The 25,141-nt window shown below is 63.1% G+C and carries 17 protein-coding genes and 1 pseudogene; 11 read left to right on the top strand and 7 right to left on the bottom strand.

The window, feature by feature from the left end; all coding sequences use genetic code 11:
* Positions 1-13: 13 nt before the first annotated feature.
* Positions 14-997, top strand: a complete 984-nt coding sequence (gene dhaK / locus BI327_RS07590) for a dihydroxyacetone kinase subunit DhaK (protein ID WP_076859067.1) — start codon at positions 14-16, stop codon at positions 995-997.
* Between the two features lie 186 nt (positions 998-1,183).
* Positions 1,184-4,645, top strand: coding sequence for a pyruvate carboxylase (gene pyc / locus BI327_RS07585; protein ID WP_245334736.1), 3,462 nt, complete (start codon positions 1,184-1,186; stop codon positions 4,643-4,645).
* 1,351 nt (positions 4,646-5,996) lie between these two features.
* On the opposite strand, the gene BI327_RS41505 is transcribed toward pyc, so the two are convergent.
* Together BI327_RS41505 and BI327_RS42615 are read right to left on the bottom strand one after the other, a co-directional pair.
* Complete coding sequence (locus BI327_RS41505; protein WP_143271550.1) at positions 5,997-6,353, bottom strand: hypothetical protein; 357 nt, start codon at positions 6,351-6,353, stop codon at positions 5,997-5,999.
* Between the two features lie 8 nt (positions 6,354-6,361).
* The gene (locus tag BI327_RS42615) at positions 6,362-6,538 is read right to left on the bottom strand and encodes a hypothetical protein (protein ID WP_167386843.1); all 177 of its coding nucleotides are present in this window, start codon (positions 6,536-6,538) and stop codon (positions 6,362-6,364) included.
* Between the two features lie 1,143 nt (positions 6,539-7,681).
* Here BI327_RS42615 and BI327_RS43050 point away from each other — a divergent pair.
* The 5 genes and pseudogenes from BI327_RS43050 to BI327_RS07550 all read left to right on the top strand — a co-directional run.
* Positions 7,682-7,945 (top strand): annotated as a pseudogene (locus tag BI327_RS43050) (helix-turn-helix domain-containing protein); the annotation flags it as partial.
* Positions 7,946-8,159: 214 nt separating this feature from the next.
* Entirely contained in the window at positions 8,160-9,410 is a 1,251-nt protein-coding gene (locus tag BI327_RS07565) for an acetyl-CoA C-acetyltransferase (RefSeq protein ID WP_076859064.1), read from the top strand.
* Between the two features lie 18 nt (positions 9,411-9,428).
* Entirely contained in the window at positions 9,429-10,211 is a 783-nt protein-coding gene (locus BI327_RS07560; protein WP_076859063.1) for an SDR family NAD(P)-dependent oxidoreductase, read from the top strand.
* 32 nt (positions 10,212-10,243) lie between these two features.
* Positions 10,244-11,011: a crotonase/enoyl-CoA hydratase family protein gene (locus BI327_RS07555; protein ID WP_076859062.1), complete on the top strand. Its 768-nt coding sequence runs from the start codon at positions 10,244-10,246 to the stop codon at positions 11,009-11,011.
* A gap of 84 nt (positions 11,012-11,095) precedes the next feature.
* Positions 11,096-12,256 carry an acyl-CoA dehydrogenase family protein gene (locus tag BI327_RS07550; RefSeq protein ID WP_076859061.1) on the top strand — a complete coding sequence of 387 codons (1,161 nt, stop codon included), beginning with the start codon at positions 11,096-11,098 and terminating at the stop codon, positions 12,254-12,256.
* Between the two features lie 124 nt (positions 12,257-12,380).
* On the opposite strand, the gene BI327_RS07545 is transcribed toward BI327_RS07550, so the two are convergent.
* Entirely contained in the window at positions 12,381-12,938 is a 558-nt protein-coding gene (locus tag BI327_RS07545) for a TetR/AcrR family transcriptional regulator (protein ID WP_076859060.1), read from the bottom strand.
* A gap of 81 nt (positions 12,939-13,019) precedes the next feature.
* On the opposite strand from BI327_RS07545, the gene BI327_RS07540 reads away from it, so the two are divergent.
* Positions 13,020-13,841, top strand: coding sequence for an oxidoreductase (locus BI327_RS07540; RefSeq protein WP_076859059.1), 822 nt, complete (start codon positions 13,020-13,022; stop codon positions 13,839-13,841).
* Positions 13,842-14,014: 173 nt separating this feature from the next.
* Here the strand turns inward: BI327_RS07540 and BI327_RS07535 are convergent, their stop codons facing one another.
* On the bottom strand, positions 14,015-14,692 hold the full coding sequence (locus BI327_RS07535) for a GntR family transcriptional regulator (protein WP_076859058.1): 678 nt from the start codon (positions 14,690-14,692) through the stop codon (positions 14,015-14,017).
* 144 nt (positions 14,693-14,836) lie between these two features.
* Between BI327_RS07535 and BI327_RS07530 the strand changes: the two genes are divergently transcribed.
* The 3 genes from BI327_RS07530 (at position 14,837) to BI327_RS07520 (ending at position 20,283) form a co-directional block, all read left to right on the top strand.
* Positions 14,837-18,238, top strand: coding sequence for a molybdopterin-dependent oxidoreductase (locus tag BI327_RS07530; RefSeq protein ID WP_076859057.1), 3,402 nt, complete (start codon positions 14,837-14,839; stop codon positions 18,236-18,238).
* Between the two features lie 51 nt (positions 18,239-18,289).
* Positions 18,290-19,744: a short-chain fatty acid transporter gene (locus tag BI327_RS07525; RefSeq protein ID WP_076859056.1), complete on the top strand. Its 1,455-nt coding sequence runs from the start codon at positions 18,290-18,292 to the stop codon at positions 19,742-19,744.
* Positions 19,745-20,070: 326 nt separating this feature from the next.
* A complete protein-coding gene (locus BI327_RS07520; RefSeq protein ID WP_076859055.1) occupies positions 20,071-20,283 on the top strand; it encodes a hypothetical protein in 213 nt (70 codons plus the stop codon).
* Between the two features lie 18 nt (positions 20,284-20,301).
* Here BI327_RS07520 and BI327_RS07515 read toward each other — a convergent pair whose 3' ends face one another.
* From BI327_RS07515 to BI327_RS07505, 3 genes are read right to left on the bottom strand one after another with little or no spacing between them, the layout of a single operon-like run.
* Positions 20,302-21,024, bottom strand: coding sequence for a formyltransferase family protein (locus BI327_RS07515; protein WP_076859315.1), 723 nt, complete (start codon positions 21,022-21,024; stop codon positions 20,302-20,304).
* A 37-nt stretch (positions 21,025-21,061) separates the two neighbouring features.
* On the bottom strand, positions 21,062-22,420 hold the full coding sequence (locus tag BI327_RS07510; protein WP_076859054.1) for a hypothetical protein: 1,359 nt from the start codon (positions 22,418-22,420) through the stop codon (positions 21,062-21,064).
* 58 nt (positions 22,421-22,478) lie between these two features.
* Positions 22,479-24,983 carry an HAD family hydrolase gene (locus BI327_RS07505; RefSeq protein ID WP_076859053.1) on the bottom strand — a complete coding sequence of 835 codons (2,505 nt, stop codon included), beginning with the start codon at positions 24,981-24,983 and terminating at the stop codon, positions 22,479-22,481.
* Positions 24,984-25,141 lie beyond the last annotated feature (158 nt).

Raw genomic sequence — 25,141 nt, 5'->3', positions numbered from 1 at the left:
GGATATGACGAAAATGAAGAAGTTCATGAATTCCGCTGAGACGGTCCTCCAGGAAAGTCTGGATGGTTTCGTCGGAGCCCATGCCGACATCGTGACGCTGGGACCGGAGCGGAAGTTTGTTCATCGCCGCGAGCTTAATCGGAACAAGGTTGCGCTGGTGTCCGGTGGTGGCAGTGGCCATGAGCCCTTGCACGCCGGCTTTGTCGGCTACGGCATGCTCGATGCGGCCTGCCCTGGGCAGGTCTTCACGTCGCCTACGCCTGATCAGATCGTCGAGGCGGCGCAGGCGGTCGCGGGTGACGCCGGCGTTCTTTTCATCGTGAAGAACTATGCCGGCGACCGAATGAATTTTGAGATGGCAGCCGAAATCGCCGATGGCCGAACGGCCACCGTGATCACCGATGACGACGTCGCGGTGGAGAATTCGACCCACAGCATGGGACGCCGTGGCGTGGCCGGTACGATGGTCGTCGAGAAGATCGTCGGTGCAGCAGCTGAGAAAGGTGCCGATCTCGCGAGGTGCGTTGCGCTGGCAGAGCGTGTCAATGCGCGCACCCGGTCCATGGGCGTGGCGTTGACGAGCTGTACGGTTCCGGCTGCCGGCACCCCGACATTCTCGCTCGCTAACGACGAGATGGAGATGGGCGTCGGCATTCACGGCGAGCCGGGGCGCCGTCGCCTCAAGCTCGAGACTGCCGATGTGATCGCGGCGGAGATGACGACGGCCATCGCCGACGATCTCGCCCCGCGCGCCGGCTCTGACGCCCTGCTGCTGGTCAACGGATTCGGCGGCACGCCGACGATCGAGCTCTATCTGATGTATCATGCGGCGCGCCGCATGCTCGAGCAGCGCGGACTGCGCATATCCCGTTCGGTGGTTGGAAATTTCGTCACTTCGCTTGAAATGGCCGGCTGCTCGATCACCGTCAGCCTGCTCGATGGCGAGACCGCCGCGCTCTGGGATCATCCCGTGCATACCGCGGCGATCAGATGGTGAGCATTGGTTGCATTCCCGATACGTTAGGAAATTCCGCGCGAGCGGAGCACAGGCCTGGGTGTGAATCCACTCACGCACCGGGGATCTCCCGGTTCTCCTCCCTGAAACCTCGCCGTGCCTTCGGGCACGGCTTTTTCTTGTCGAGCCGACGTGCTCCGGCCCCCCTCATGAGACAGGTCTAAAACGGTGAATTCGACGACGCTCAACGTGCCGATACGCCGGCTCCTGGTCGCCAATCGTTCAGAGATTGCCATCCGGATATTTCGTGCGGCGACCGAGCTGGGGATTCGAACATTCGCTGTCTATGCAAAGGAAGACAGACTTTCGTTGCATCGCTTCAAGGCGGACGAGGCCTATCAGATCGGTAAGGGCAAGGGAGCGTTGGAGGCTTATCTGTCGATCGATGAGATCGTCGGGATCGCCAGGGACCATCGGATTGACGCGATCCATCCAGGCTACGGTTTCCTCTCGGAGAGTCCGGAACTAGCAGAGGCCTGCGCGCGCGAAGGAATTGCGTTCGTCGGACCTTCGCCACAAACGATGCGAACGCTTGGCAACAAGGTTGCTGCACGTCATCTGGCGATTGCCTGCGATGTTCCGGTGATGCCGGCAAGCGATCCCCTTCCGGACGACCCAGCGTCGATTCTCGCCGTGGCCGACGCGATTGGATATCCGGTCATGATCAAGGCCTCATGGGGTGGCGGCGGCCGTGGGATGCGGCCGATCGATAGCCCTGATCGTCTGGTAGACGCCGTGATGAGTGCGCGGCGTGAGGCAAAGTCGGCATTCGGCAAGGATGAAGTCTATCTCGAGAAGCTGGTACGTCGTGCGCGACATGTTGAGGTCCAGATTCTGGGCGACAAGCACGGCAACCAGGTGCACCTGTTCGAACGCGATTGCTCGATCCAGCGGCGCCATCAAAAGCTGATCGAACGGGCTCCTGCGCCTTATCTGAATCCGACGACGCGCGAGGCATTGTGCCAATCGGCACTCCGGATCGGGCGCGCGACCGACTATATCGGCGCGGGCACGGTCGAATTCCTGATGGATGCAGAGAGTGGCCAGTTCTACTTCATCGAGGTAAACCCCAGGATCCAGGTCGAGCACACGGTGACCGAGGCCGTCACAGGGCTCGACATCGTGAAGGCGCAGATCAGGATCGCCGGCGGCGGCCGCATTGGTGACGCTGCTGAAACGGGCGTCCCGGTGCAGTCGGAGATTCGGCTGTCAGGGCACGCCCTGCAGTGCCGGATAACCACGGAGGATCCGCAGAACAATTTCATTCCCGACTATGGCCGGATCACCGCTTATCGCGGGGCCATGGGATTTGGAATCCGGGTTGATGGTGGAACGGCCTATTCGGGCGCTGTGGTCACGCGGTTCTATGATCCGTTGCTCGAGAAGGTGACCGCATGGGCTCCCACGCCTGACGAGGTCATCGACCGCATGGCACGTGCACTAACCGAGTATCGCATCCGAGGCGTGGCGACCAACCTGCCGTTCCTGCACAACGTGATCACCCACCCGCAATTCCGCAACAACAGCTACACCACCCGGTTCATCGACGAGACGCCGGCCCTGTTTGATTTCAGCCAGCGCCAGGATCGCGCCACCAAGCTGCTGAAGTGGATCGCGGACGTCACCGTCAATGGTCATCCCGATACAAGAGGACGAGCTCGACCGGCGGCCGGCACGCTTGGTCCAGAGCCGCCCGAGTTCGATACGGCCCCGGTTGATGGAACGCGTCAGATCTTCGAACGGCTGGGTCCGAAAGGTTTCGCAAACTGGATGAAGGAGCAGGCACGTGTCCTCGTCACGGATACGACGATGCGCGATGCGCATCAGTCATTGCTTGCGACGCGAGTCAGGACCAGAGACATCGTCGCGGTTGCTCAATCCTATGCGGAAGGCTTGCCGCAACTGCTCTCGCTCGAGTGTTGGGGTGGCGCTACCTTTGACGTCGCCATGCGCTTCCTTTCCGAGGATCCGTGGGAGCGATTGAGGCTGATCCGAGAGAAAGTCCCGAATATCCTCACTCAGATGCTGCTTCGGGGCGCCAATGGCGTTGGCTACACCAACTATCCCGACAATGTGGTTCGATACTTCGTCCGGCAGGCTGCGGAAGCCGGAATGGATATCTTCCGGATCTTTGACTGCCTCAACTGGGTCGAGAACATGCGGGTGTCGATCGACGCGGTGCTGGAATGCGGCAAGCTGGCCGAGGGCGCGATCTGCTATACCGGCGACATTCTCGATCCCTCGCGCGCCAAGTATTCACTGAACTATTATACCGCGCTGGCAAAGGAACTCGCGGGTGCGGGGGTCCACGTCATCGGCCTAAAGGACATGGCGGGCGTGTTGAAGCCGGCGGCCGCTCGCGTCCTGATCAAGGCGATCAAGGACTCGACTGATCTCCCAATCCATTTTCACACGCATGACACGTCCGGCATTGCTGGTGCGACGATCCTCGCCGCGATCGAAGCCGGCGTCGATGCCATCGATGCTTCGATGGACGCCATGAGCGGAACGACGTCGCAGCCTGCATTGGGGTCAATCGTTGAGGCGCTCGCGCGCAGCGAGCGCGATACGATGCTCGATTCCGACGCAATTCGCCGGATCAGCCTCTACTGGCAGGCGGTGAGGGCTCAATACGCCGCGTTTGAAAGCGACGTGAGGTCGGGTGCTTCCGAAGTCTATCTGCACGAGATGCCGGGTGGCCAATTTACCAATCTGAAGGAACAGGCCAGGTCGCTGGGCCTTGAAGGGCGCTGGCACGAAGTGGCCAAGGCTTATCGGGCTGCTAACGACCTGTTTGGGGACATCGTCAAGGTGACGCCTTCCTCCAAGGTCGTCGGGGACATGGCGTTGATGATGGTGTCCCAGGGGCTGACGTCCGGAGACATCGTCGATCCGGCGCGCGAGATCGCATTCCCGGCCTCGGTCGTCGATATGCTGCGGGGGGACCTCGGTCAGCCGCCGGGTGGGTGGCCGAGGGTGCTGCAGGAAAAGGCTATGAAAGGGAATGCGACGATCGCCGTGCGGCCCGGTTCGCTATTGGGGATCGCGGATCTGTCCTCGCTTCGGTTGGAGGCGGCAAAGACGAGCGGTCGCGCGGTGGACGATTTCGAGTTTGCGGCCTTCTTGATGTACCCAAAGGTCTTTGCCGAATTCAGCGCAATGCAACGCAAATTTGGTCCCGTCTCCGTCCTGCCGACCCTCGCATTCTTTTATGGCATGAAGGTCGGCGAAGAGCTGACGTTGGAAATCGAGGACGGAAAATCACTCGTCGTCGTCCTGACGACCATCGGCGATGTCCGCGATGACGGACAGGTCGAACTTTTCTTCGAACTCAATGGTCAGCCCCGTATCATTACCGTGCCTGATCGCTCTGCAGCTTCGGCAATCAAGACACGCCCAAAATCCGAGGATGGCAACGTCCATCATGTCGCCGCGCCGATGCCCGGTGTGATCTCGACCATCAGCGTGGCTGGCGATCAATTGGTGAAGGCGGGCGACGTTCTCCTGACGCTTGAGGCGATGAAGATGGAAACAGTCCTTCATGCACCGCATGACGGTGTCGTCGCGAAGGTTTGGGTGGAACGGGGAACGCAAGTCGATGCGAAGGATCTACTGATCGAGTTGCGATAGTTGGCCGCTTATCGGACCTACTAGATGTATGAGGCCAAGAGGCACTTTTGAAGCGCGAAATGCGCCTAAACTCGTCATCTACTTCTGTAACGTGTTGAAATTACAGAGAATGCGAACGCCCTCCGAGCGCACCATAAGCTCACGTGTTGGGATGCTTTCAGCGGGTGTCAGGTGGCCTTCGTTCTAGACGGTTTTTGGAAAGCGTATGCCAGTGCGATCGAATGCGCCTCGACCGCAGATCTCCTGCTCCAGGCGCACCATGACGCTAGTGTTCATTGGCAAGCAACGTGTTTCTGAAAACGAGCGCAGCTGAGCCGGCCTTGTCGATCAGTATGTTTCGCTTGGGCGTGTACACACAAATCCGGTACGCCCGTCTGGAACGGTGAGGTCCGGATTTGCCTCAAAGGCAGACACGGAAGATTGCCTAAGTGAATGGTCTGCCCTGGGCCATTTCCGGACTCCTGCATCGCAAGAAGTCGCGCAAAAAAATGACGGGCCAATCTAAACGTCCGCCCCCAGTGGCACCTATTACTTGCAGCCGCGGCAAATCGTAAGCTTGCCCTTTAGCTTGTCATCGTCCGCGGGATCGACCGATTGCTGCCCAGAGGCACGATCTGCTTCCTGATTGAGCTTGGGCTGCTTTGTCTGGCGCGACCTGACGGGTCGTGTCGTCTGGCTTGGTGGGTCATCGTCGATGCCGACGCTAAAGCCATCGTAATCGGGGACCGGCGTAGGCGACGGTGGCGACCTGTTGATCACTTGCGCCGGCGAAACGCTGTCGGACTCTAACGGCGTGTGTTCGATAGTCGCAGATTGTGGGGCATTCGAGCGTGGCAGCAAATCTTTAGCGGCTCTAGGCAGTGCTGAACTCTTGGCGGTCGCCGTCGGTGGCCAAATGCTGTTGGTTGCGGCCGGAGATGCCGACCCCTCACTCGACGGCGGCGGCGCAAGCGAGAGCGGAGGGGAAAGCGACGTCTGACATCTCGCGCTGTCGTGTGACCAAATTCCCGCTGCCAATAGACCAAGGGCAAACAGCGTTGCGCTCTTCATTCCCTGTCCTGCAAATCACTTAGAATAAAACCATTGATCGTGTGACTCCTATGGCCACGCGTCGGCGAAAATGTCACATCCGACATAACGATCAAGATTGACGGAAGTGGGGAGCTATGGACCGACACATGCGCGCTTCGGCCGACGCTCGTTCCTTGCCTCCAATAGGCGCGTTTGGACATGAGAGACCTCTCCCACAAGGGACGAGGCAAACAGTACCGACATCACCCGCCTTGCGCATTGCGAAGGCTGACCATGGCAATGGCGGCGCGGTCTTGCCTAATGCGAAGGTCAACCCTGTCTACCGCTGTTCAACCCTGGTGCGCCACAGAGCATCGAAAGTATTCGCGTGAGTCGGCGTCCCATCTTCGGGATCGACCGGATCGCCAGCTTTTTCCACAAGGGCGCTGGCAAGCTTTTCGCTGGGACGAGACTGCGTCGAAACCCGCACAGGCCATTCCAGTAATGATCTTGAGAGCATGGGCCTGCCTTCGTACCAGCATTTTCGTCCGTCGATGAGGCGCCAAGACCAATACTCGCGCGGATTTGGCGGCATCGCGGCGTTGCATTGTTGTTTCGCCTGCGCGCTTGGGATTCCAATTAATAGAAACGAAGTGATGCAGGCGGCCAAAGGCATTAATAGAAATTGTTTCGTCATCTGAGCACTCAGAGACTACTTCGCTGCTGCAATCGGCGCACAGCAACGACCAGATCGGGCCGCTCAAGAACCTCCACTAACCTGTCGAGAATGCGCTCATTGTCGTGGGGGCGGGGTTGAAGGTATTCGTTCAGTATGCCTTGGGCCTCGCTGACGGCCTGAAGAGCAAGTTGTTGATCGGTCATCACTTCTTACCCATTCGACTGATGGAAGATCGCGGAATCAAAGAAGGATTAAGGATCAAGTCGTCTTTTTGACTTATCCCATCAAATTTTATTTCAATTGAGATGGATTGCGACTTTAGGCAGCGCGCCACCCTCCGCTCGCCTAGGCCACGGGCACCATAAACTCGGCGGACAGCGGTCGGGGGAACGTAGGTAGCACTCCAGTGACTCGAACCCCCGACGTCTCCCAGACCGCTCTTCCGAAGTGAGCCGGCGCGTTATCCTCGCGAGTCGAAACCCAGCATTCCGACAGATCAAAAAGCTCTCGTTCGTTCAATGCAGTCCCATCTCCCCATTTGTCGGAATAGCTACTGATCTTTCTTGCAAATCATGCGTCTCTTAATCAGCGGGTCCCAGGTTCGAGCCCTGGTGCGCCCACCAAGCTTTCAAAGCTTAGGTTTAGCCCTCGTAACGGTCACTCCGACCAGCGGTCGCATTTGTTCCGGCTACCGCTTTCGCGTGCTTCCTCGCGACGTTTCATGATCTCCGCTTTCAACTGCCTGCGTGCATCGTTGCACGACCGGCAATTGTTGGAGCGCGCCCGCTATTGCGCGTGGAATCTCGATCACCGTTCAGCGCCGGCTTCAATTTGACGGACTTCATCACGACGGGTCCGTGACCACCGCGCCGACGACGGTTGGAGCGAAGCTGCCGGCTGAGCGCGGGGCGCCCTGCGGCGAGAGCGGTTGACAGGGGGAAGCGCCCACTTTAATCACCTGACTAATTAATCAATTAATTAAAGCTCGGAATCCTAGGGAAAGAATCCGCTTGAAGCTGGCCGGCCAAAGATATTCGAAGCTGCTTGCCCCGCGCGGTCGCGGCTTCATTTGGCTGGAAAACCACGCGCCGATGGATTCCAGGCCGCGCCCGAAGCCTCCTGCGACCGCGTCAAGCCGTCGATCCCTGGAGCGGTCCTGCGGCATCGCTGTGATTGCCGGCGCGGCCCGCGCCGATCCCTGCCGTCAGATCTTGCATGCAGGTCCGCGCGCGCGTGGGCGGCGCGCCGCTGCGCGCCCGGCCGTGACGTCGCGGACCGGCACCTTCCGCTCGAACCCGAGCGGGCTTCGTTCACCCGTACGAAAAATGAGGAGTGAGGCGTAAACGATGGGACGTCGATCTGAAGTACTGATGGCGCAAGATTCCGCCGGCACGGACAACCGGCGCGTGATCCAGGTGGTCTCGCGCGCATTCGACATCGTGCGTTGCTTCGAAGGTCGAAGCATACGCCTCGGCAATCGCGACATCGCCGATCGCTGTGGTCTGCCGCGATCGACGGTCTCCCGTCTCACGCTGACCCTCACCCAGATCGGCCAGTTGATCTACCTGCCGCAAGAGCAGAAATATGCCCTGGGTCCGCACGCCGCCGCGCCCGGCGTGCCATTGTTTGCGCAGGGTTGCGACAAGCCCGTCTGTGCCGACGAGCCGCAACTTCCGAAGGTGCCGCGCTACTTCGAAGATCAGCGCAACTCGATTGCCGAGCCGCTTGCGGTGACGCCGCTTCACCGCTGACGCTTCGGCTCGTCCCGAGGCAAAAGGCCCGGCGACACCGCACAACGAAATTTCTGAAAGGGAAGGGAAACGCATGTCTGAAGCATACATCATCGACGCGGTCCGTACGCCGCGCGGCATCGGCAAGCCGGGCAAGGGTGCGCTGTCGCACCTGCACCCGCAGCATCTGGCTGCGACCGTGCTCGGCGCGCTCAAGGAGCGCAACAAGCTCGACACCTCGACCGTCGATGACATCATCTGGTCGACCTCGACCCAGGAAGGCAAGCAGGGCGGCGATCTCGGCCGCATGTCGGCACTCGCGGCCGGCTACGACATCAATGCCAGCGGTACGACGCTGGATCGTTTCTGCGGCGGCGGCATCACCTCGGTGAACCTCGCGGCAGCTTCGGTGATGTCGGGAATGGAAGACTGTGTCATCGCGGGTGGTACCGAGATGATGAGCTATCAGCAGACCCTCGCAGCCGAGCGCTCCAAGGCCGGACAGCCGGCGCGGATGATGGGTTCGGGCAATCCGGCGCTTGACGAGATTCACCCGCAGTCGCACCAGGGCGTGTGCGGCGATGCTATCGCGACGCGCGAGGGGATCAGCCGCGAGGCCTGCGATGCCCTGGCACTGACGAGCCAGCAGCGCGCCAAGCGGGCGATCGATGAAGGCCGCTTCGCCAAGTCGGTGATCCCGGTGCTCAACGACGACGGCAGCGTCGCGCTCGGCCGTGAGGAGTTTCCGCGCCCCGAGACCACGGCCGAAGGGCTTGCCTCGCTGAAGCCGAGCTTCGAGCAGCTTGCCGATTTCGACCTCGGCAACGGCACGACCTTCAAGAAGCAGATCCAGCGCCGCTACCCAGGCCTCGAGTGGAAGGGCGTGCATCACGCCGGCAACAGCTCGGGCGTGGTGGACGGTGCCGCAGCGGTTTTGATCACGTCGAAGGAATATGCCGAGAAGCACGGCCTCAAGCCGCGCGGCCGCATCGTTGCCTATGCCAATCAGGGCGATGACCCGACACTGATGCTCAACGCGCCGGTTCCGGCGGCCAAGAAGGTTCTCGCCAAGGCCGGCCTGACCAAGAACGACATCGACGTCTGGGAGATCAACGAGGCCTTTGCCGTTGTCGCCGAGAAATTCATCCGCGACCTCGAGCTCGATCGCGAGAAGGTCAATATCAATGGCGGCTCGATTGCGCTCGGCCACCCGATCGGCGCCACCGGATCGATCCTGATCGGCACCGCGCTCGACGAGCTCGAGCGCAGCGGCGGTCGCTATGGTCTGGTCACCATGTGCGCCGCCGGCGGCATGGCGCCGGCCATCATCATCGAACGCCTCTGATCGCGAAAGGATAGCGTAATGAAACTCGATTCATCAGTCGCCGCGGTCGTCACCGGCGGCGCGTCAGGCCTCGGCGCAGCCACCTCGCGGGCGCTCGCCGCGCAGGGCGTGAAGGTCGCGATCTTCGACTTCAACGAAGAGAAGGGTGAAGCCATCGCCAAGGAAATCGGCGGTGTGTTCTGCAAGGTCGATGTCACCTCTGACGAACAGGTCGAAGTGGGCTTCGCCAAGGCCCGCGCGGCACACGGCCAGGAGCGCATCCTGGTGAACTGCGCCGGCACCGGCAACGCGGTGAAGACCGCGGGCCGCGACAAGAAGACCGGCGAGCCCACGCACTTCCCGATCGACGCCTTCAACCGCATCATCCAGATCAACCTGGTCGGCACCTTCCGCTGTATCGCCAAGTCGGCGCAGGGCATGCTGTCGTTGTCGCCGCTGGAGCACGGCGAGCGCGGTGCGGTCGTCAACACCGCGTCGGTCGCGGCCGAGGATGGCCAGATGGGGCAGGCGGCCTATTCGGCCTCAAAGGCCGGCGTCGTCGGCATGACGCTGCCGATCGCGCGCGACCTGATGGCCGAGGGCATTCGCGTCAATACCATCCTGCCGGGCATCTTCAACACGCCGCTGCTGCAAGGTGCGCCTGAGAACGTCAAGGCCGCGCTCAGCGCGTCGGTGCCGTTCCCGAAGCGTCTCGGCATGCCGGAGGAATATGCGCAGCTCGCGCTGACCATGATCACCAACGGCTACTTCAACGGTGAAGATGTCCGTCTCGACGGCGCGATCCGCATGGCTCCGCGCTAGGCAACGGCGCACGGCAACAGGAGACCAAAGCGATGTCCGAAGAAACTCCGGTCCTCACTGAAGTCCGCGGACCGATCCTGATCATCACGCTGAACCGGCCGGAAGCCAAGAACGCCGCCAACCTCGCCCTCTCCAAGGGCGTGGCCGCGGCGATCGACCGGCTCGACGCCGACGATGCGCTGAGCGTCGGCATCATCACCGGCGCCGGCGGCACGTTCTGCTCGGGCATGGACCTCAAGGGGTTCCTGAAGGGCGAGCGGCCGTCGATCCCCGGCCGCGGCTTCGCCGGTCTTACCGAGGCGCCGCCGAAGAAGCCGCTGATTGCGGCGGTCGACGGCTACGCGCTCGCCGGCGGGATGGAGATCGCGCTGTCGTGCGACATGATCGTCGCCAACCGCAACGCCAAGTTCGGGATCCCCGAGGTGAAGCGTGGATTGGCGGCTGCGGCCGGCGGACTGATCCGGATGCCGCGCCAGATGCCGCACCGCGTGGCGATGGAGTTTGCGTTGACGGGCGAGTTCTTCGGCGCAGAGCGCGCCTATCAACTCGGCATCATCAACCGCGTCACCGACGGCCCGGCGCTCGACGCCGCGCTCGAGCTTGCAGCAGCGATCGGCGCCAACGGCCCGCTCGCCGTCAAGGCATCCAAGCAGGTGGTCGTCGAGTCCCGGCTCTGGCCGGAAGACCAGATGTGGAACAGGCAGCAGGAGATCGTCGGTCCGGTCTTCGTCTCCGAGGATGCCCGCGAGGGCGCGGCTGCCTTCGCGGAAAAGCGCGCGCCGAACTGGAAGGGCAAGTAAGGCAGCGACCGTTTCGACAACGGAGCGCCGGTTTTGTTGAAGCAGAACCGGCGCTTTCTTTTGAGAGCGCTATTGGGGTGAACGATGCGCAGCTTTACCGAAGACCAGGTCATCTTCCGCGATTCCTATCGCAAGTTCCTTGCGAGTGAGATCACGCCGCACATGGAAGAGTGGCGGGAGGCCGGCATCGTCGACCGCAGCGCGTTCAAGAAGGCCGGCGACCTCGGCTTCCTGATGATCTGGCCCGAAGAAAAATACGGCGGAATGGGCGACGAGGACTTCCGCTATGAGCAGATCATCATCGAGGAGACCGCGCGCTCGGGCTGCAAGGGCTGGTTCAATACGCTGCACAGCCGCCTGGTCGGCTCCTACTTCAAGCGCTTCGGCACCGAGGAGCAGCGCGACCGCTTCCTGCCGAAATGCGTCAGCGGCGAGACGATTCTCGCTATTGCGATGACCGAGCCCGGCGCGGGCTCAGACCTTGCAGGCATGCGGACGACGGCGGAGGACAAGGGCGATCATTTCCTGCTCAACGGCTCCAAGACCTATATTTCCAACGGCATCAATTCCGACGTGGTGATCGTGGCGGCCAAGCTCGCGGGCGCCGAGAAAAAGCATGCGATGGTGCTGCTGATCGTCGAGCGCGGCATGGAAGGTTTCGAGCGCGGCCGCAATCTCAAGAAGATGGGCATGCCGGCGCAGGACACCGCCGAACTGTTCTTCAACAATGTGAAGGTGCCCAAGGCCAACGTGCTGGGAGAGCCGGGCAGGGGCTTCTACTATCTGATGGAAGGCCTCGCCGAGGAGCGGCTGATCTCCGCGGTCGGATCGATCGCCAATGGCCGCAAGGCATTCGACATCACGCGCAGTTATGTGATGGATCGCAAGCTGTTCGGCCGGCCGCTGGCCGAACAGCAGAACACCCAGTTCCGCATGGCGGAGATGGATGCCGAGATCGATCTCGTGCAGGTCTATGTCGATCACTGCGTGGCCGAGCACAATGCGGGACGCCTGACCAGCAACATGGGCGCCAAGGCCAAGATGATGTCGTCGGAAGTCGAGTGGAAGATGCTCGACCTCGGCGTCCAGCTACACGGCGGCGCAGGCTATATGGATGAATATCCGATCAGCCGCATGTTCACCGACGCGCGTGTCAACCGGATCCTGGCGGGAAGCTCCGAAGTGATGCGGCTGATCATCGGCCGCGATGTCTTCTCGGAGCATTACAAGAGCATCCTGGATTAGGGCGTGCCATAATCGGGGCCACGGGTGTTTGTTCTGCTCCGGATAGCGGTGGGCAGCCGACATTGCCCGAGTTTGCTTGTGAAGCGGTTGCCTTGACCGCTTTTTCTATTGTCTCGCGATCGCTTCAGGCTACGCAGCGCATGGCCATGGTCGTCAGGCCATGCAGCAGCTCGTCGAGATGAGCTTGATCGCGCGCCTCATGCTTCGCAGCAATTGCGAAATGCAGGACCGCGTCGGCAAGTCGACGAACCGTCATCCCAGACGCTCGGATCTTGTCTTTTTCCGGTGCCAGCAACTGCTCGATCAAAGCGCGGAACCCCTCGTTGCACTCTGCAATTACCATCCGACTTTCGGCGCTCATGCCCTCGATGATGTCCTCGGTATGGGGTGAGGCGTGAAGCATCCTATAGGGGCGCCTAGCCACATGCTCGAAGACGATGCCGAGCTGCTTGCGCAAGTCACTGCACCCTTCCAACTCACGCTGCGTCTCCTTGAGCGCCCGATCCATGAACAGGCGGGTCGTCGCGAATAGGACCGCGTCCTTGTTGGGGAAAGCATTGTAGAGCGTCTGCCGCGCAACTCCGGCTTCGCGCGCAATATCATTCATGCCGGTCCGCTTTACCCCGTAGTGCATGAACAGCCCGGCGGCCGCCTCGCAGATCGCTATTTCTCGCTCATTCATGGCAGACACATTGACAAACAGAGGCTGAGTGTCAATATGGACATAACGACAAAGATTGTCCAATTGACTAAAGGACCCACCATGAACCCAAGAACCGCATTAGTTACCGGGGCCTCGTCCGGCATCGGCGAAGCCACTGCACGCATTCTCAAGAAAGAAGGTTTCACCGTGTATGCCGCCGCTCGGCGGGTGGACGCAATGAAGTCCCTGGAGGCCGCCGGCGTTCATATCGTACCGCTCGATCTTACCGACGAAGTGTCGATTCGAGCCTGCGTCGACGCCATTTTCGCGCGCGGAGGTCGGATCGATGTACTGGTGAACAACGCGGGCTACGGGTCCCATGGCGCCATCGAGGACGTGACCATCGAGGAGGCGCGGCGCCAGTTCGAAGTCAATATCTTCGGCCTTGCGCGTCTCACCCAGCTCGTCCTGCCAAATATGCGGGAGAACGGTTTCGGCAAGATCGTCAATGTCACCTCGATCGGTGGCAAGATGTCGATGCCCTTCGGCGGCTGGTATCACGCCACCAAGTACGCGCTTGAGGGCTGGTCGGATGCTCTGCGGATCGAGACAGCGCCGTTTGGTATCGACGTCATCATTGTCGAGCCCGGTGGGATCAAAACGCCTTGGGGCAGCATCGCTGCCGATCACCTCCGCACGGCATCGGGCGCTGGCGCTTATGCGGCAGCGGCGACGAAGGCCGCAGACGGCATGGCCAAATACTATGCGGGCAAGCAGCTCTCGGATCCGTTGGTTATCGCGCAGACGATCGGTCGGGCCGTGACGGCCTCAAAGCCCCAGACGCGTTACGCCGCGGGCTATTTGGCGAAGACCATCCTGTTGCTACGCTGGCTGTTGTCCGATCGTCTGTTCGATCGGATGATCGTTTCGATGGCGGGCTGAGGAGTGGAGCGACCGCTCCGCTCTTTGCAGGCGAACTTGAGCCTTGCTGCCGAGCCATGATCCAGTCGCGGTGAAGCATACCCACTGACGAAGAGTGGAAGGCATTCAACGCCGGCAAACAAGCCGCGGAGTGCCGCGCTCACTGCTGCCGGCTATCTACTTCACTCCGCGCGTCAACCGCGCGCCTGCCTAAGCGGCTCGCGCGCGTGTTCCTTCGAGCGCATCAATGCGTCGACGAAGATCGGCTCCCAGGAGCGTATGTGGCTGCGCAGCAGGGTCGGCAGCGCCTCGGTTTCGCCGGCGAGCGCGAGCTCGATCAGTTTGTAGTGTTCGGGCACCGAAGCCTGCTGTCGCTCATGCCCCGCGCGCGAGCTGATGCCGTAGAGCCGCATCTTGTCGCGCAAGCCCATCACCATGTCGGTCAGGAGCTCGTTGCCGGCGGCGGCGATGAACTCGCGATGATAGTTGCGATCGGCTTCCAGATAGAGCTGGACGTCGTCGGTCTCGACCGCCTTGGCGATCTGGTCGGCCCAGCCGCGCACGACCGGTAGATCCTTTGGAGGATTGGCGGCGACCAGCACGGCGGCGTGCAGTTCGAGTACTTCGCGCATGTCGAACAGATTACGCAGCTCGGTCAGCGACGGCTCCACCACCTTGAAGCCACGGTTGCGCATCGGCTCGACCAGGCCGCCGCGGCTGAGTTCGAGCAGCGCTTCGCGCACCGGGGTCGAGGAGACGCCGAGGCTCGCGGCGAGACTTGGCACCGAGTACATGGTGCCGGGAAGGCTCTGCCCGGAAATGATCTCGGCGCGCACCCGTTGCAGCACCTGTTCGCGCAAATTCTGGTCCATGGGTGGTCGCAGCCGTCTCTCGCCGGGAACTCCGATTCGTCCCCTGATTATTACTTAGCCTTGACGGGACGGGTAGCGTATGACGTAAATGTGTAACGCATTACTAAAGTGCGTCACATGGGCTGACTGGATTGTGAGACGGCAGTGAAACAGCGGCTACCCGGCTATTGCACGCTTTGTCGCTCGCGCTGCGGTGCTGTCACCGTGGTCGAGGACGGGCGGCTTGTCGGTGTAGAGGTATTGAATAACCACCCGACTGGCGGCGCACTGTGCGCCAAGGGCCGCGCGGCACCCGAAATCGTCGCCAGCCCGCGCCGTCTGACCGTGCCGCTCAAGCGGACGCGCCCGCGCGATGCGGCCGATCCGGGCTGGGTCGAGGTGTCCTGGGACGAGGCGTTGACCGAGATCGCGGCCCGGCTCGGCACGATCCGCGCCGAGAGCGGCGCCGAAGCAGTGGCGTTCGGCGTCACCACGCCGAGCGGCACGCCGATGGTCGACAGCTTCGAGTGGGTCGAGCGCTTCATCCGCGGCTTCGGCAGTCCCAATCTGATCTACGCTGTCGAGATCTGCGGCTGGCACAAGGACTTTGCCCACGCGCTGACCTTCGGCCGCGGCATCGGCTTTCCCGACTACGACAATGCGGATGCGATCATCCTGTGGGGCCACAATCCCGCGCGCACATGGCTGGCCCAGGCGACACGGATCGCCGATGCGCGGCGGCGCGGTGCCAAGGTCGTCGTCGTCGATCCCAAGCCGAACGGCTCTGGCCAGCAGGCCGACCTGTGGCTGCGCATCCGCCCGGGCGCCGATGGCGCGCTTGCGATGGGGGCGATCCGTCATCTCATCACGACCGGCGATTTCGATGCGGAGTTCGTCAACGCCTGGACCAACGGATCGCTGCTGGTCGATCGCGCCACCGGGCGGTTCCTGCGCGCCGATGCGCTGTGGCCGGATGGCGCGGCTGAGGCTTTCGTTCGTCTCGATGCGTCGGGCGCGCCGGTGCCTTGTGACACAAGCTACGCGCCGGAGCGCGGCGGCCAGCTGCGCGGCGCGCTGTCGATCCATGGGCGCGACGGCCGGACGATCTCGGCGGCAACCGCGTTCGAATTGCTGGCCGAGCGCGCTGCGCCATATACGCCGATGCGTGTGGCGCAACTGACCTGGCTTGATGTCGAGGATATCGACGCGTTCAATGCGCTGCTCGCGACCCGCCCGCGGCTTGCCTATCATTCCTGGACCGGCGTCGGGCAGCAGACCAACGCCACTGCGATCGAGCGCACGATCGCGTCGCTCTATGCGCTGACCGGCGCCTGCGATCGGCCCGGCGGCAATCGCTGGCCGGTCCCGCCGCCGACACGTCCCCTCAACGACTACAACATCCTGCCGCCGGAGCAGCAGGCCAAGGCGCTCGGCCTTGCTGAGCTGCCGCTCGGCCCGCCGGCGAAGGGCTGGATCACGGCGCGCGATTTCAGCCGCGCCGTGCTCGAGGGCGAGCCTTATCGGGTGCGTGCGCTGGTCGCCTTCGGCACCAATTTCGTGGTCTCGCAGGGCCATTCCGAGCGCAACCGCGCGGCGCTGAACGCGCTGGAATTCCAGGTTCATATCGACATGTTCATGAACCCGACCGCGGAGAGCGCCGATTTCGTTCTGCCGGCCAGCACGCCGTGGGAACGCGACGCGCTCAAGATCGGGTTCGAGATCACGCAGGCAGCCGTCGAGACCGTGCAGTTTCGCCCGCGCATGGTGGAGCCGGTCGGCGCGGTGAAGGCCGATTACGAGATCGCGGCCGCACTCGCGCTCAAGCTCGGCATGGGCGACTTGTTCTTCGGCGGCGACATCAAGGCCGGCTGGAATTATCAGCTAGCGCCGCTCGGCATCGGTGTCGAGGATCTGCGCGGTCATCCCGAAGGACTTCGCTTTCCACAGGCCTTCCGCAACGAGAAGTATGCCGTCACGCGCGAAGACGGCACCGCGGCGGGCTTTGCGACGCCGACGCGCCGTGTCGAGATTTATTCGGAACTGATGCTGGGACACGGATATGATCCCTTGCCCGATCATGTCGAGCCGGTCGGCAGCCCGCTCACGACAGCCGCCGACGAACGCTTTCCGCTCGTGCTCTCCACCGCCAAGAGCGGCTGGTTCGTTCACTCCTCATATCGGCATGTCGCCTCGCTGCGGCGCAAGTCGCCGGACCCGGCCGTCGAGATCAGCCCGCAACTCGCCGAGCGGCGCGGGCTTGTCGAGGGCGACTGGGCCGTGGTGGAGACGCAAGGCGGTGCCGTGCGTCTGAAGGTCCGTCTCAATGCGGCGCTCGACGATCGCGTGGTCGTCGCCGAATTCGGCTGGTGGGAGGACTGTCCGCCGCTCGGCCGCGATCGCTCCGCGACATCAGGTATCCGCACGCGCAATATCAATGCGGTGCTACACGACGATGCGCGCGATCCGGTCAGCGGCTCCGTTCCGCTGCGCGCGATCGTCTGCGAGATCAGGCGCGACGGCGTCGCCAGCCGCGGCGTCTGGAGCGGCCGGCGGCGATTTGTGGTCGCCGAGCGCCGGGCCGAGGCCGACAATGTCATAGCCCTCAGCCTGCGGCCGCTTGATGGCGGTCCGTTGCCCGACTTCCTGCCAGGACAGCATGTGATGATCGCGCTACCCGGCGCGACCGAGGCACGCGCCTATTCGCTGACCGGATCGGGCGATCTGCCTGATGCGCTGTCGATCGCGGTGAAGGGGCGCTTCTTCGATGAAGCCAGTCGCGCCGACGCGCCGTTCTTCATGCCGGATCGCCTGCATGGCCTCGCCGTCGGAGACGAGGTTCTGCTGGAGCCGCCGGGCGGCATCTTCACGCCGCCAATGAAGGGGCCGCGGCCGCTGGTCTTCCTCGCGGCCGGCATCGGCATCACGCCGTTCATCAGCCATCTCGAGACACTGCACCACGTTGCACCACAGGATCGCGTTCGCAAAATCCTGCTGCTGCATGGCTGCCGCAGCAGCCGCGAGCATCCGTTCGCGCAGCGGCTCGCGGAGCTGGAAGCCGCCACGCCGGAGCTGACGCGCGTGACCTTCTACTCGGCGCCCCTCGCGCAGGACCCGGTCAACTCGCATGCGTTGTGCAAGGGACGGATCGATCTCGCGCAGGTCAAGCCGCTGTTGGCGCGCCGGCCGCTGGTCTACATCTGCGGCTCGCCGGAATTCGTCACAGCGCAGATCGAGGCCGCAGTGGCGCTCGGTATTCCGCGGTTCGACATCTTTGCCGAAAGCTTCGTATCGCCGCCGTCGGTGCCGAGCGACCTCGCGCCGCGCACCATCCGGCTTGCGAGCAGCAAGCAGAGCTTCTCCTGGGGACCGGAGCAGGGCACGCTGCTCGACGCGGCGAGTGCGGCCGGCGTCGCGCTGCCGAGCGGCTGCCGTGTCGGGCAGTGCGAAAGCTGCGCGGTCGAGGTGCTCGATGGGGAATTCACCCATCTTGGTCCGGTCGATGGCAGCGAGGGCCAATGCCTCGCCTGCCAAGCCGTGCCGCTCACCGATCTCACGCTCGCACTTTGATGACCAAACACGATTGAAGACGAACCGCATCACCGGAAGGGGATCATATTGATGACCAATGCAACGCACGACCAGACCATGAGCCTGCGAGAACCCGTCGCGGACAACATCATCGCGCGCTTTTCGCAAGCCCTGGTGTCGTTCGCGGAGCGCTGGTTTCCGGATGCCTACGTCTTTGTCCTGATCGCGGTGATTGTGGTTGCAGCAGGTGCGATGCTGCACGGTGGCTCGCCGCTCGCCGTCAGCCGCGCATTCGGCGACGGGTTCTGGAACCTGATTCCGTTCACGATGCAGATGGCACTGGTCGCGATCGGCGGTTACGTCGTGGCGATGTCGCCGCCGGTTGCTTCCGTGCTGGCGCGGCTTGCAAGCGTGCCGAAGACCGGGCGCGGCGCGGTGGTCTTCGTCGGCGTGCTCAGCATTCTTCTGTCGCTGCTGAACTGGGGCCTCAGCCTGATCTTCTCCGGCCTCCTGGTGCGGGAGATCGCGCGGCGCACCGACATCAGGCTCGACTATCGGGCGGCGGGTGCGGCGGGTTATCTCGGGCTCGGCTGCGGCTTCACCCTCGGCATCACGTCGTCGGCCGCGCAGCTCCAGGCCAATGCGGGCAGCATTCCGGCCTCGCTGCTGCCGATCACCGGCGTGATCGGCTTCTCGGAGACCATCCTGACCTGGCAGAACATGGTCACCGTCCTGATGGTGACCGTCGTGTCCGCGGCGATCTGCTATTTCACGACGCCGGCGCCCGAACAGGCGAAGACGGCGCAAGATCTCGGCGTCGCGCTCGGCGATGACCGCATCGAGGCCAGGAAACCGGCGCGTCCCGGCGACTGGCTCGAGTTCAGCCCGCTGCTGACGATCCTGATCGCCGTGCTTGCCGCCGGCTGGCTGTGGCAGACGTTCCAGTCGGGCAATCCGCTGATCACGCTGTCGGGCCTCAACACCTATAGTTTCGTCTTCCTGATTCTCGGCATCGTGCTGCATTGGCGCCCGCGCAGCCTGATCGAATCGTTCTCGAAGGCGATGCCGAGCGTCTCCGGCGTGCTGCTGCAATTCCCGTTCTATGCCGGCATCGCGCAGATCCTGACCAAGGTGCCGAACAGCAGCGGCACGACGCTGTCGGACACGATCGCGCACTGGTTCGTCGGCGCCTCCAGCAATTCCACCGTGTTCTCCTTCCTGGTCGGAATCTACTCCGCGCTGCTCGGCTTCTTCGTACCTTCGGCCGGCGGCAAGTGGATCATCGAGGCGCCCTACATCATGAAGGCGGCCAACGATATCGGCGCGCATCTCGGCTGGACTGTGATGGTCTACAACATCGCCGAGACGTTGCCGAACTTCATCAACCCGTTCTGGATGCTGCCGCTGCTCGGCATTCTCGGCCTGAAGTCGAAGGATCTGATCGGCTACACCTCGGTGCAGTTCTTCATCCACTTCCCGATCGTGATGCTGCTGGCGGCGATCCTGATGGCGACCTTCACCTATCACCCGCCGATCCTGCCCTGAGCGATGATGGCCGGGTCGGTACCCCGGCATCACAAGAACTGTGCTGTTTTTCCGCCCGGCGCGAACGAGGCATCGCGCCGGGTCGTGATCTTTGGACGGCCATTTCATTGACTGGCGCGTGGTTCGGCCGGATATTGATGCGCGATATTCGCATTGTTCAAGGTCCCGCAATGAGACATCACCACCGCAGCTTGATGTGCGACATGCGAAACCGCATGCCGCACCGCTGCGTCTCGGCGGCGACCGGCGTCTGTTGTTGATCGCTTAGACGATCCCAAGCACCCGACAATCAGACAGGAGCGCCGTCATCCGGCGATCGAGCACGCATGTCCCAAGCCCAAGTGTCCCAAGCCTACGTCATCGAAGTATCGGATCGCACCGCAGGTATCGTCGTCAGCGACAGCAGAGGCTTCTGCTTCTTCTCCTCGGATCGCGCCTTTGATGGCCTTGACGGCGGCTATTTCGGCTCCGCGCGCGCCGCGGAGCGGGCGGTGAGGGCGCACCTGCAGCAGCGCCGCGAGGGCCGAGGTCGCGCGTGAAGGTGTTGAGGTCAATCCTCAGGAGGCCGCGGCGAGCGGCGGCGAGATCACCTGCGGCGCTTCCGTCTCCGTGGCCGTCGTCGCCAGCTGGAAGCGGATGCCGTGCAGCGAATAGGTCAGCGGGATGCCGCGAAAATCGTCATGGAAGGCGCGGATCCGGCGCGCCAGCTCGCCGGCGCTGACGCCGGCGGGAAGCTCGCACATCTCGCGGTACATCTGCCGGGTGCTCTTGATGCCGCACCAGGCGATGTCCAATTCCGCTAGCGGTGAGGGATCGCAGGCGAGATCGTGCGACATCCGCCAGAACAGATGGGCGAGCCGCACATAGGCGATCTGCTCGAGTCCGCGCACGCTGATCTTGTCGGGAATGATGAACGACTCGACCCCGACGATGGGACCGGAATCGACGCGCCTCGCCATCACATGGGCGGTCGCGCCGAAGGTGCGGGCGCCGTCGTAGAGTGCGAAATGCGCCGGCGCCCAGCCGGGATATTGCGGCGGTCCGGGGTGGAAATTGTAGGCGCCGTAGCCGAGCGCCGCCAGAATGTGTTCGGGCACTATCACGCTGGTGGTGAAGGCCAGCAGCCGGGCTTCGCGCAGCACGTCAGGCTCGATCGCAGCGAGCTCCTCGGCCGTCACCGCGCAGCGGAACGAGAGCGCCGGATTGTGCGCCTTCAACAGCTCGGTGAGCGCAAATTGCTGACTGACGATGCCGGTGAGAAGGATGATGGTCTTCATGATGCGGGCGTCCTTCCCTTGCTCGATTGCTGTGCCGTGATCAACCGCGCAGCCCGGCCATGACCACGACGCTGCCGGCATCGCGGGATTGGCTGACGGTGCGGAACAGATCGGCCGGCAAGGTCTGCCATGGCGCAATCTCGATGATCCGGTTGTTCGCGCTTTTGGCGGCCGACTTCGCCGCGCGGATATCGTCCTGCCAGGGGCAGAGCGCGAGCTCGAGCCGGCCGAATCCGCCGCAGTCGGCGGCAAACGCGCCGGTCACCGCCTCGATGCTGGCCGCCATCTCGCGCGCGTCGCTGGTTGCGATGTCGCGCATGATCACTGTGATCGCGTCATTCGAGGCCGCCTGCGACTGGATCACGATCATGGCGTCGCGGCCGCCGCTGCGGCTGGCACGCCGCGCGGGGCGCATCGCGACACCGAATTCGGCGTCGGGCCCAAGATCGCCGTTGTCGGTGGGCAGGCTGTGAATGATCGTCGTGTGGCGGGGCGTGCCGGCGTCTTCGGCCGGCGCGTGGTACGAGCGCGGCAGCCAGGCGGTGTCGAGCGGCATCTGTGACGACGTCAGGGTCCACGCCTGGTCGAGCAGGTAGCCTTCCCACACTGCGGGATAGGCGGTCGCGATGTGATGCCAGTTGCGCAGCAGCGCTTTGGCCGCCGGGGTGCGGGCGAGGTAGAGGGTACGCGCCGACATCTCCCACCGGTTCCACTTGTGGAGCGCGATGTCGCAATCGAGCGAGGACGGCAGTAGCGGCGGTTCGCCGAGGGTCGCATCGGCTTCGATGAAAAGCAGCGGCTCGCGGTGCTGCTCCCACATCCGCAGCATGAAGGCTGTCTTCTCGGATGCGCGCGGCGGCTCGCCGTCCGCGGTGTCGATCGGCACGATGTCGTAAGCGATCTGGAATTCGGCGAGCTTATCCCGGAGCGCGCGGGCATGGTCATCGCCGCAGGCACGGGGATAGCAGGAGACCACGCGCAGCGCGGCATCGGATCGGGCGCCTTCCGCCGGCGCGATCGGGCGCCAATTGAGCCCGCCCCACCACATCTCGTGCGGCCCATCGAAGCTCGGCCCGATCGTCCCGAAGTCGGTCAGCTTCGACTTCAGGAAATCGAAGGCGGGATTCTCGCCGAAAGGGATGACGACCGCACAGTCGGTGTGAAGCGACCGGTAAAGCATCTCGGCGGCAGGCCCGCTCGGCGGTTCGATCAGGATGATGACGCCATGGTCGCGAGCCGGCACTGCACCGGACTGATGGATGGCCACGCGTCCAAGCCGTCCGGACAGCCAGGCGAGCCGCCGGCGCTGTGCGGCACTCATGCGGATGCCGTTCGCCGCCAGCAATTGGTCGAAATTCGTCTGCAAGCCGTGCGCTTGCGCCGTGTCAGCCGAAATCATGCCCGCACTACCCCTCGTTAACCTTCTACGGGCGGGGCGGTCAGATCAGGCGGACAAATCAATCGCGGTCGGTTGCCGGCGTGCCATTGGCGCTGCGCCAGCTCAGCGTGGCGGACGGCGCACCATTGCCGTCGCGGTCCCCGGCCGCGAGGATGCGGTCATGATCGAGGGCGGTCAGCGCGACCGTGTAGATCGCAACATCGTCTTTGAAGCCATCGACCGGGATCAGCAGCATGCTGTCCTCGGTGGCGGCGTGGAATTGACGGCCGCGCCGCTCGAGACCGGCATCGATGAGCCGGCCCTCGGCGATCGCCGTCGCGTTCGAACTCTCCGCGGCTTTCGCCGCGCTCTCGCCATACTGGACTGTGACGCCGTGGAGCATGCCGTCACGGGTGAGCTTTGCCAACGGCAGCGCGATGGTCGCAACCGCCATGCGGGACGACAGGGGAATCCGCAGGCGCACGTCGCCGAGCCCGGTATGATAAACGGTGATGGTTTCCAGCGAGGCCTGGCCGTTCTTCTCGAACAGGCCGATTTGCAGAGTCCCGCATGGCGCCTCGCCGAACACGTTCGCGGGCAGCCGGTTGGCGCCGAACAGCGTGTAGAGATAGGCGTGCGACGGCGACAGCGCGGCAAAACTGCCGGCCAGCCACATCGGAGGCGCCGGCGCCGTGCAGGCGGTCACGAGACCGCGGGCAACGATGCAGTCATTGACGAAGTTGGCGTCGAGCAGTGGCGCCAGCGCCTGGGTGCCGAGATTGACGTCGTGCTTGATGCCGCCGAGCAGCACGAGCTCATCATCGTCGGGCAACAGCAGGAGACGTCCGAGGACGGCGGCTGCCCAGCGTGCCGCGGCAGAAGGGTCCGCGTCAGGCCGCAATGCATGGCGCGATGCCAGCTCGCGGGCGCGCGACCCGTAGGCAAGCGTGCCGGATTGCACTTCGGTCGCCAGCGCGAGCTGCGCGGCCGGGCGCTGATCGTCCTCGCGCAACACCTCGCCGCCGCGATAATCGCGCACCGATCCCTCCGCTGAACAGCAAAGCTGCTCCAGCAAGGCGACGTTGCGGATCAGCATGCGTTTCACGTGCGGCGTGACCACGCGATCCGAGATCAGGCCCTCCGCGGTGTCGTCGTCGGCGATGTCGTCGAAGGCATCGTCCAGCGTCAAAAGATAGGCGCCGTGCAGGCGGATGCGAATGCCTTCGCGATCGAACATGCGCCGCAGCGATTTCTGCACGCTCGCGGAATAGCCGAGGTCGACCAGGATCAGGTCGGTGCAATCGTCGAAATCGGAAATCTGCGCGCGAAGGTAGGTGAGCAGACGGGCGCGAACGCCGGCGGCGATGTCGGTGATTTCGCGCGGATCCATCAGGTCGGGCAGGGCGTCGGAGAGCTCGCGGCCGCTCGCAATGCCGTCGGGATATTGCGCAAAGAACGTCATCACCGCGGGCGGCTGCACCTTGACGATATCGACGAAGGTTGCCGCGTCGATCTTGACGACGCGGCTCAGCAGCTCGCTGAGCGGTTCGAGCGTGTCGGCGGATCCGACCAGGCTGACGCGTCGATTGATCTCGACGTAGGCGCAGGTGTCGCCGTGATTTGCCTGCCAGACACGGTACGGCAGCAGACCGTCGCGGCCGAGGAAGCCGATCGCAACCCGCGCGCCCTCGCAAGCGAGCGCTGCGCGCCGCGCTTCGATGAATGCGTCGAACGCCGTCATGACAGGGCCGAGCACGGTCACGCCGAGGTTGAAGGCGGCAGAATGCTCAGCGCTGCGTGCCGTTACCGCGCGCCGCAGGGTGCGGGCGCCGCAATCGAGCCGCGACGGCTGATCGGGACACAGCAGTTCGAAGATCGACGTCTCGCGCTGAAACTTCGATGCCAACGCCGCACCGGCCTGCGGGTAGTAGCGCGGGCGGATGCCGTGGCGCTGAGCGCCCTTGATGTCGGCGTTGTGATTGTCGCCGACATGGAACGAGCTTGCCGCATCGATGCCTTGCTCGGCGAGATAGGCCGCAAACAGCGCTTCGCTCTTGCTGCTGCCGTGATCGCAGGACGCGTAGAGGAAATCCCAGGTCAGCCCCGGGCTACAGGAGCGCAGCAGCTGCGCGAGCTGGTCGGTGCTCCAGTAGGTATCTGAAATGAAACCGGTGCGAAAACCGCCGCGCTTCATGTCCAGATATTGCTCGAGCATTTCCGGATTGGCGCGGCACAGCTCGAGCTCGGCTTCGAACTCGAGCTGCGCGAGATCCTGCAATGCGTCGCGGTTCAGACCGAACAGCCTGAACGGAAAGTACTTATAGATGTCGGCGATGCGCACTTCTGTGGAGCCGTTGCGTTCTTGCGCGAGCTTGCGCGCACGCGCCTCCGCCTGGATTCGATGCTGAACGAAATTGACGGACATATTTGGAAATTTTTCAGCAATGCGAGAAAGCTGAAAAACCCTTTCAAATACGCCATCCGGCGTCGTGCAGGCGCGCAACAGAAATGTATCGAAAACATCGAATGAACATGCAGAAACATTCTGCGCTCGACGCGTCGCGTCGATCGTCATGATCGTCATGCGCAAAATTCCCGCCAGTCCTCATGCGTTTAACGCGTGCATGAGACAAATCAGGCGCGATGATTCAAAAAAGTTGATGCGAGATTCGAAAACGCGCGCTTCGCGACTGACAGACTCAAAAAATCCGATAACGTCGAAATGGTGATTCGGAAAAAATT

Source organism: Bradyrhizobium mercantei (genome assembly GCF_001982635.1).
In the GTDB taxonomy this organism is placed as follows: domain Bacteria; phylum Pseudomonadota; class Alphaproteobacteria; order Rhizobiales; family Xanthobacteraceae; genus Bradyrhizobium; species Bradyrhizobium mercantei.
Note: the sequence above shows the minus strand (reverse complement) of the source record. Positions and strands in the feature narration are given on the sequence as shown.

Coding starts and splice junctions, on each gene's coding strand:
- BI327_RS07540 (WP_076859059.1), top strand. CDS start 13,020: ATGAACCCAAGAACCGCATTAGTTACCGGGGCCTCGTCCGGCATCGGC.
- BI327_RS42615 (WP_167386843.1), bottom strand. CDS start 6,538: ATGACCGATCAACAACTTGCTCTTCAGGCCGTCAGCGAGGCCCAAGGC.
- BI327_RS07560 (WP_076859063.1), top strand. CDS start 9,429: ATGAAACTCGATTCATCAGTCGCCGCGGTCGTCACCGGCGGCGCGTCA.
- BI327_RS41505 (WP_143271550.1), bottom strand. CDS start 6,353: ATGACGAAACAATTTCTATTAATGCCTTTGGCCGCCTGCATCACTTCG.
- BI327_RS07520 (WP_076859055.1), top strand. CDS start 20,071: ATGTCCCAAGCCCAAGTGTCCCAAGCCTACGTCATCGAAGTATCGGAT.
- BI327_RS07550 (WP_076859061.1), top strand. CDS start 11,096: ATGCGCAGCTTTACCGAAGACCAGGTCATCTTCCGCGATTCCTATCGC.
- BI327_RS07505 (WP_076859053.1), bottom strand. CDS start 24,983: ATGACGATCATGACGATCGACGCGACGCGTCGAGCGCAGAATGTTTCT.
- BI327_RS07555 (WP_076859062.1), top strand. CDS start 10,244: ATGTCCGAAGAAACTCCGGTCCTCACTGAAGTCCGCGGACCGATCCTG.
- dhaK (WP_076859067.1), top strand. CDS start 14: ATGAAGAAGTTCATGAATTCCGCTGAGACGGTCCTCCAGGAAAGTCTG.
- BI327_RS07565 (WP_076859064.1), top strand. CDS start 8,160: ATGTCTGAAGCATACATCATCGACGCGGTCCGTACGCCGCGCGGCATC.
- BI327_RS07510 (WP_076859054.1), bottom strand. CDS start 22,420: ATGATTTCGGCTGACACGGCGCAAGCGCACGGCTTGCAGACGAATTTC.
- BI327_RS07535 (WP_076859058.1), bottom strand. CDS start 14,692: ATGGACCAGAATTTGCGCGAACAGGTGCTGCAACGGGTGCGCGCCGAG.
- BI327_RS07525 (WP_076859056.1), top strand. CDS start 18,290: ATGACCAATGCAACGCACGACCAGACCATGAGCCTGCGAGAACCCGTC.
- BI327_RS07545 (WP_076859060.1), bottom strand. CDS start 12,938: ATGAATGAGCGAGAAATAGCGATCTGCGAGGCGGCCGCCGGGCTGTTC.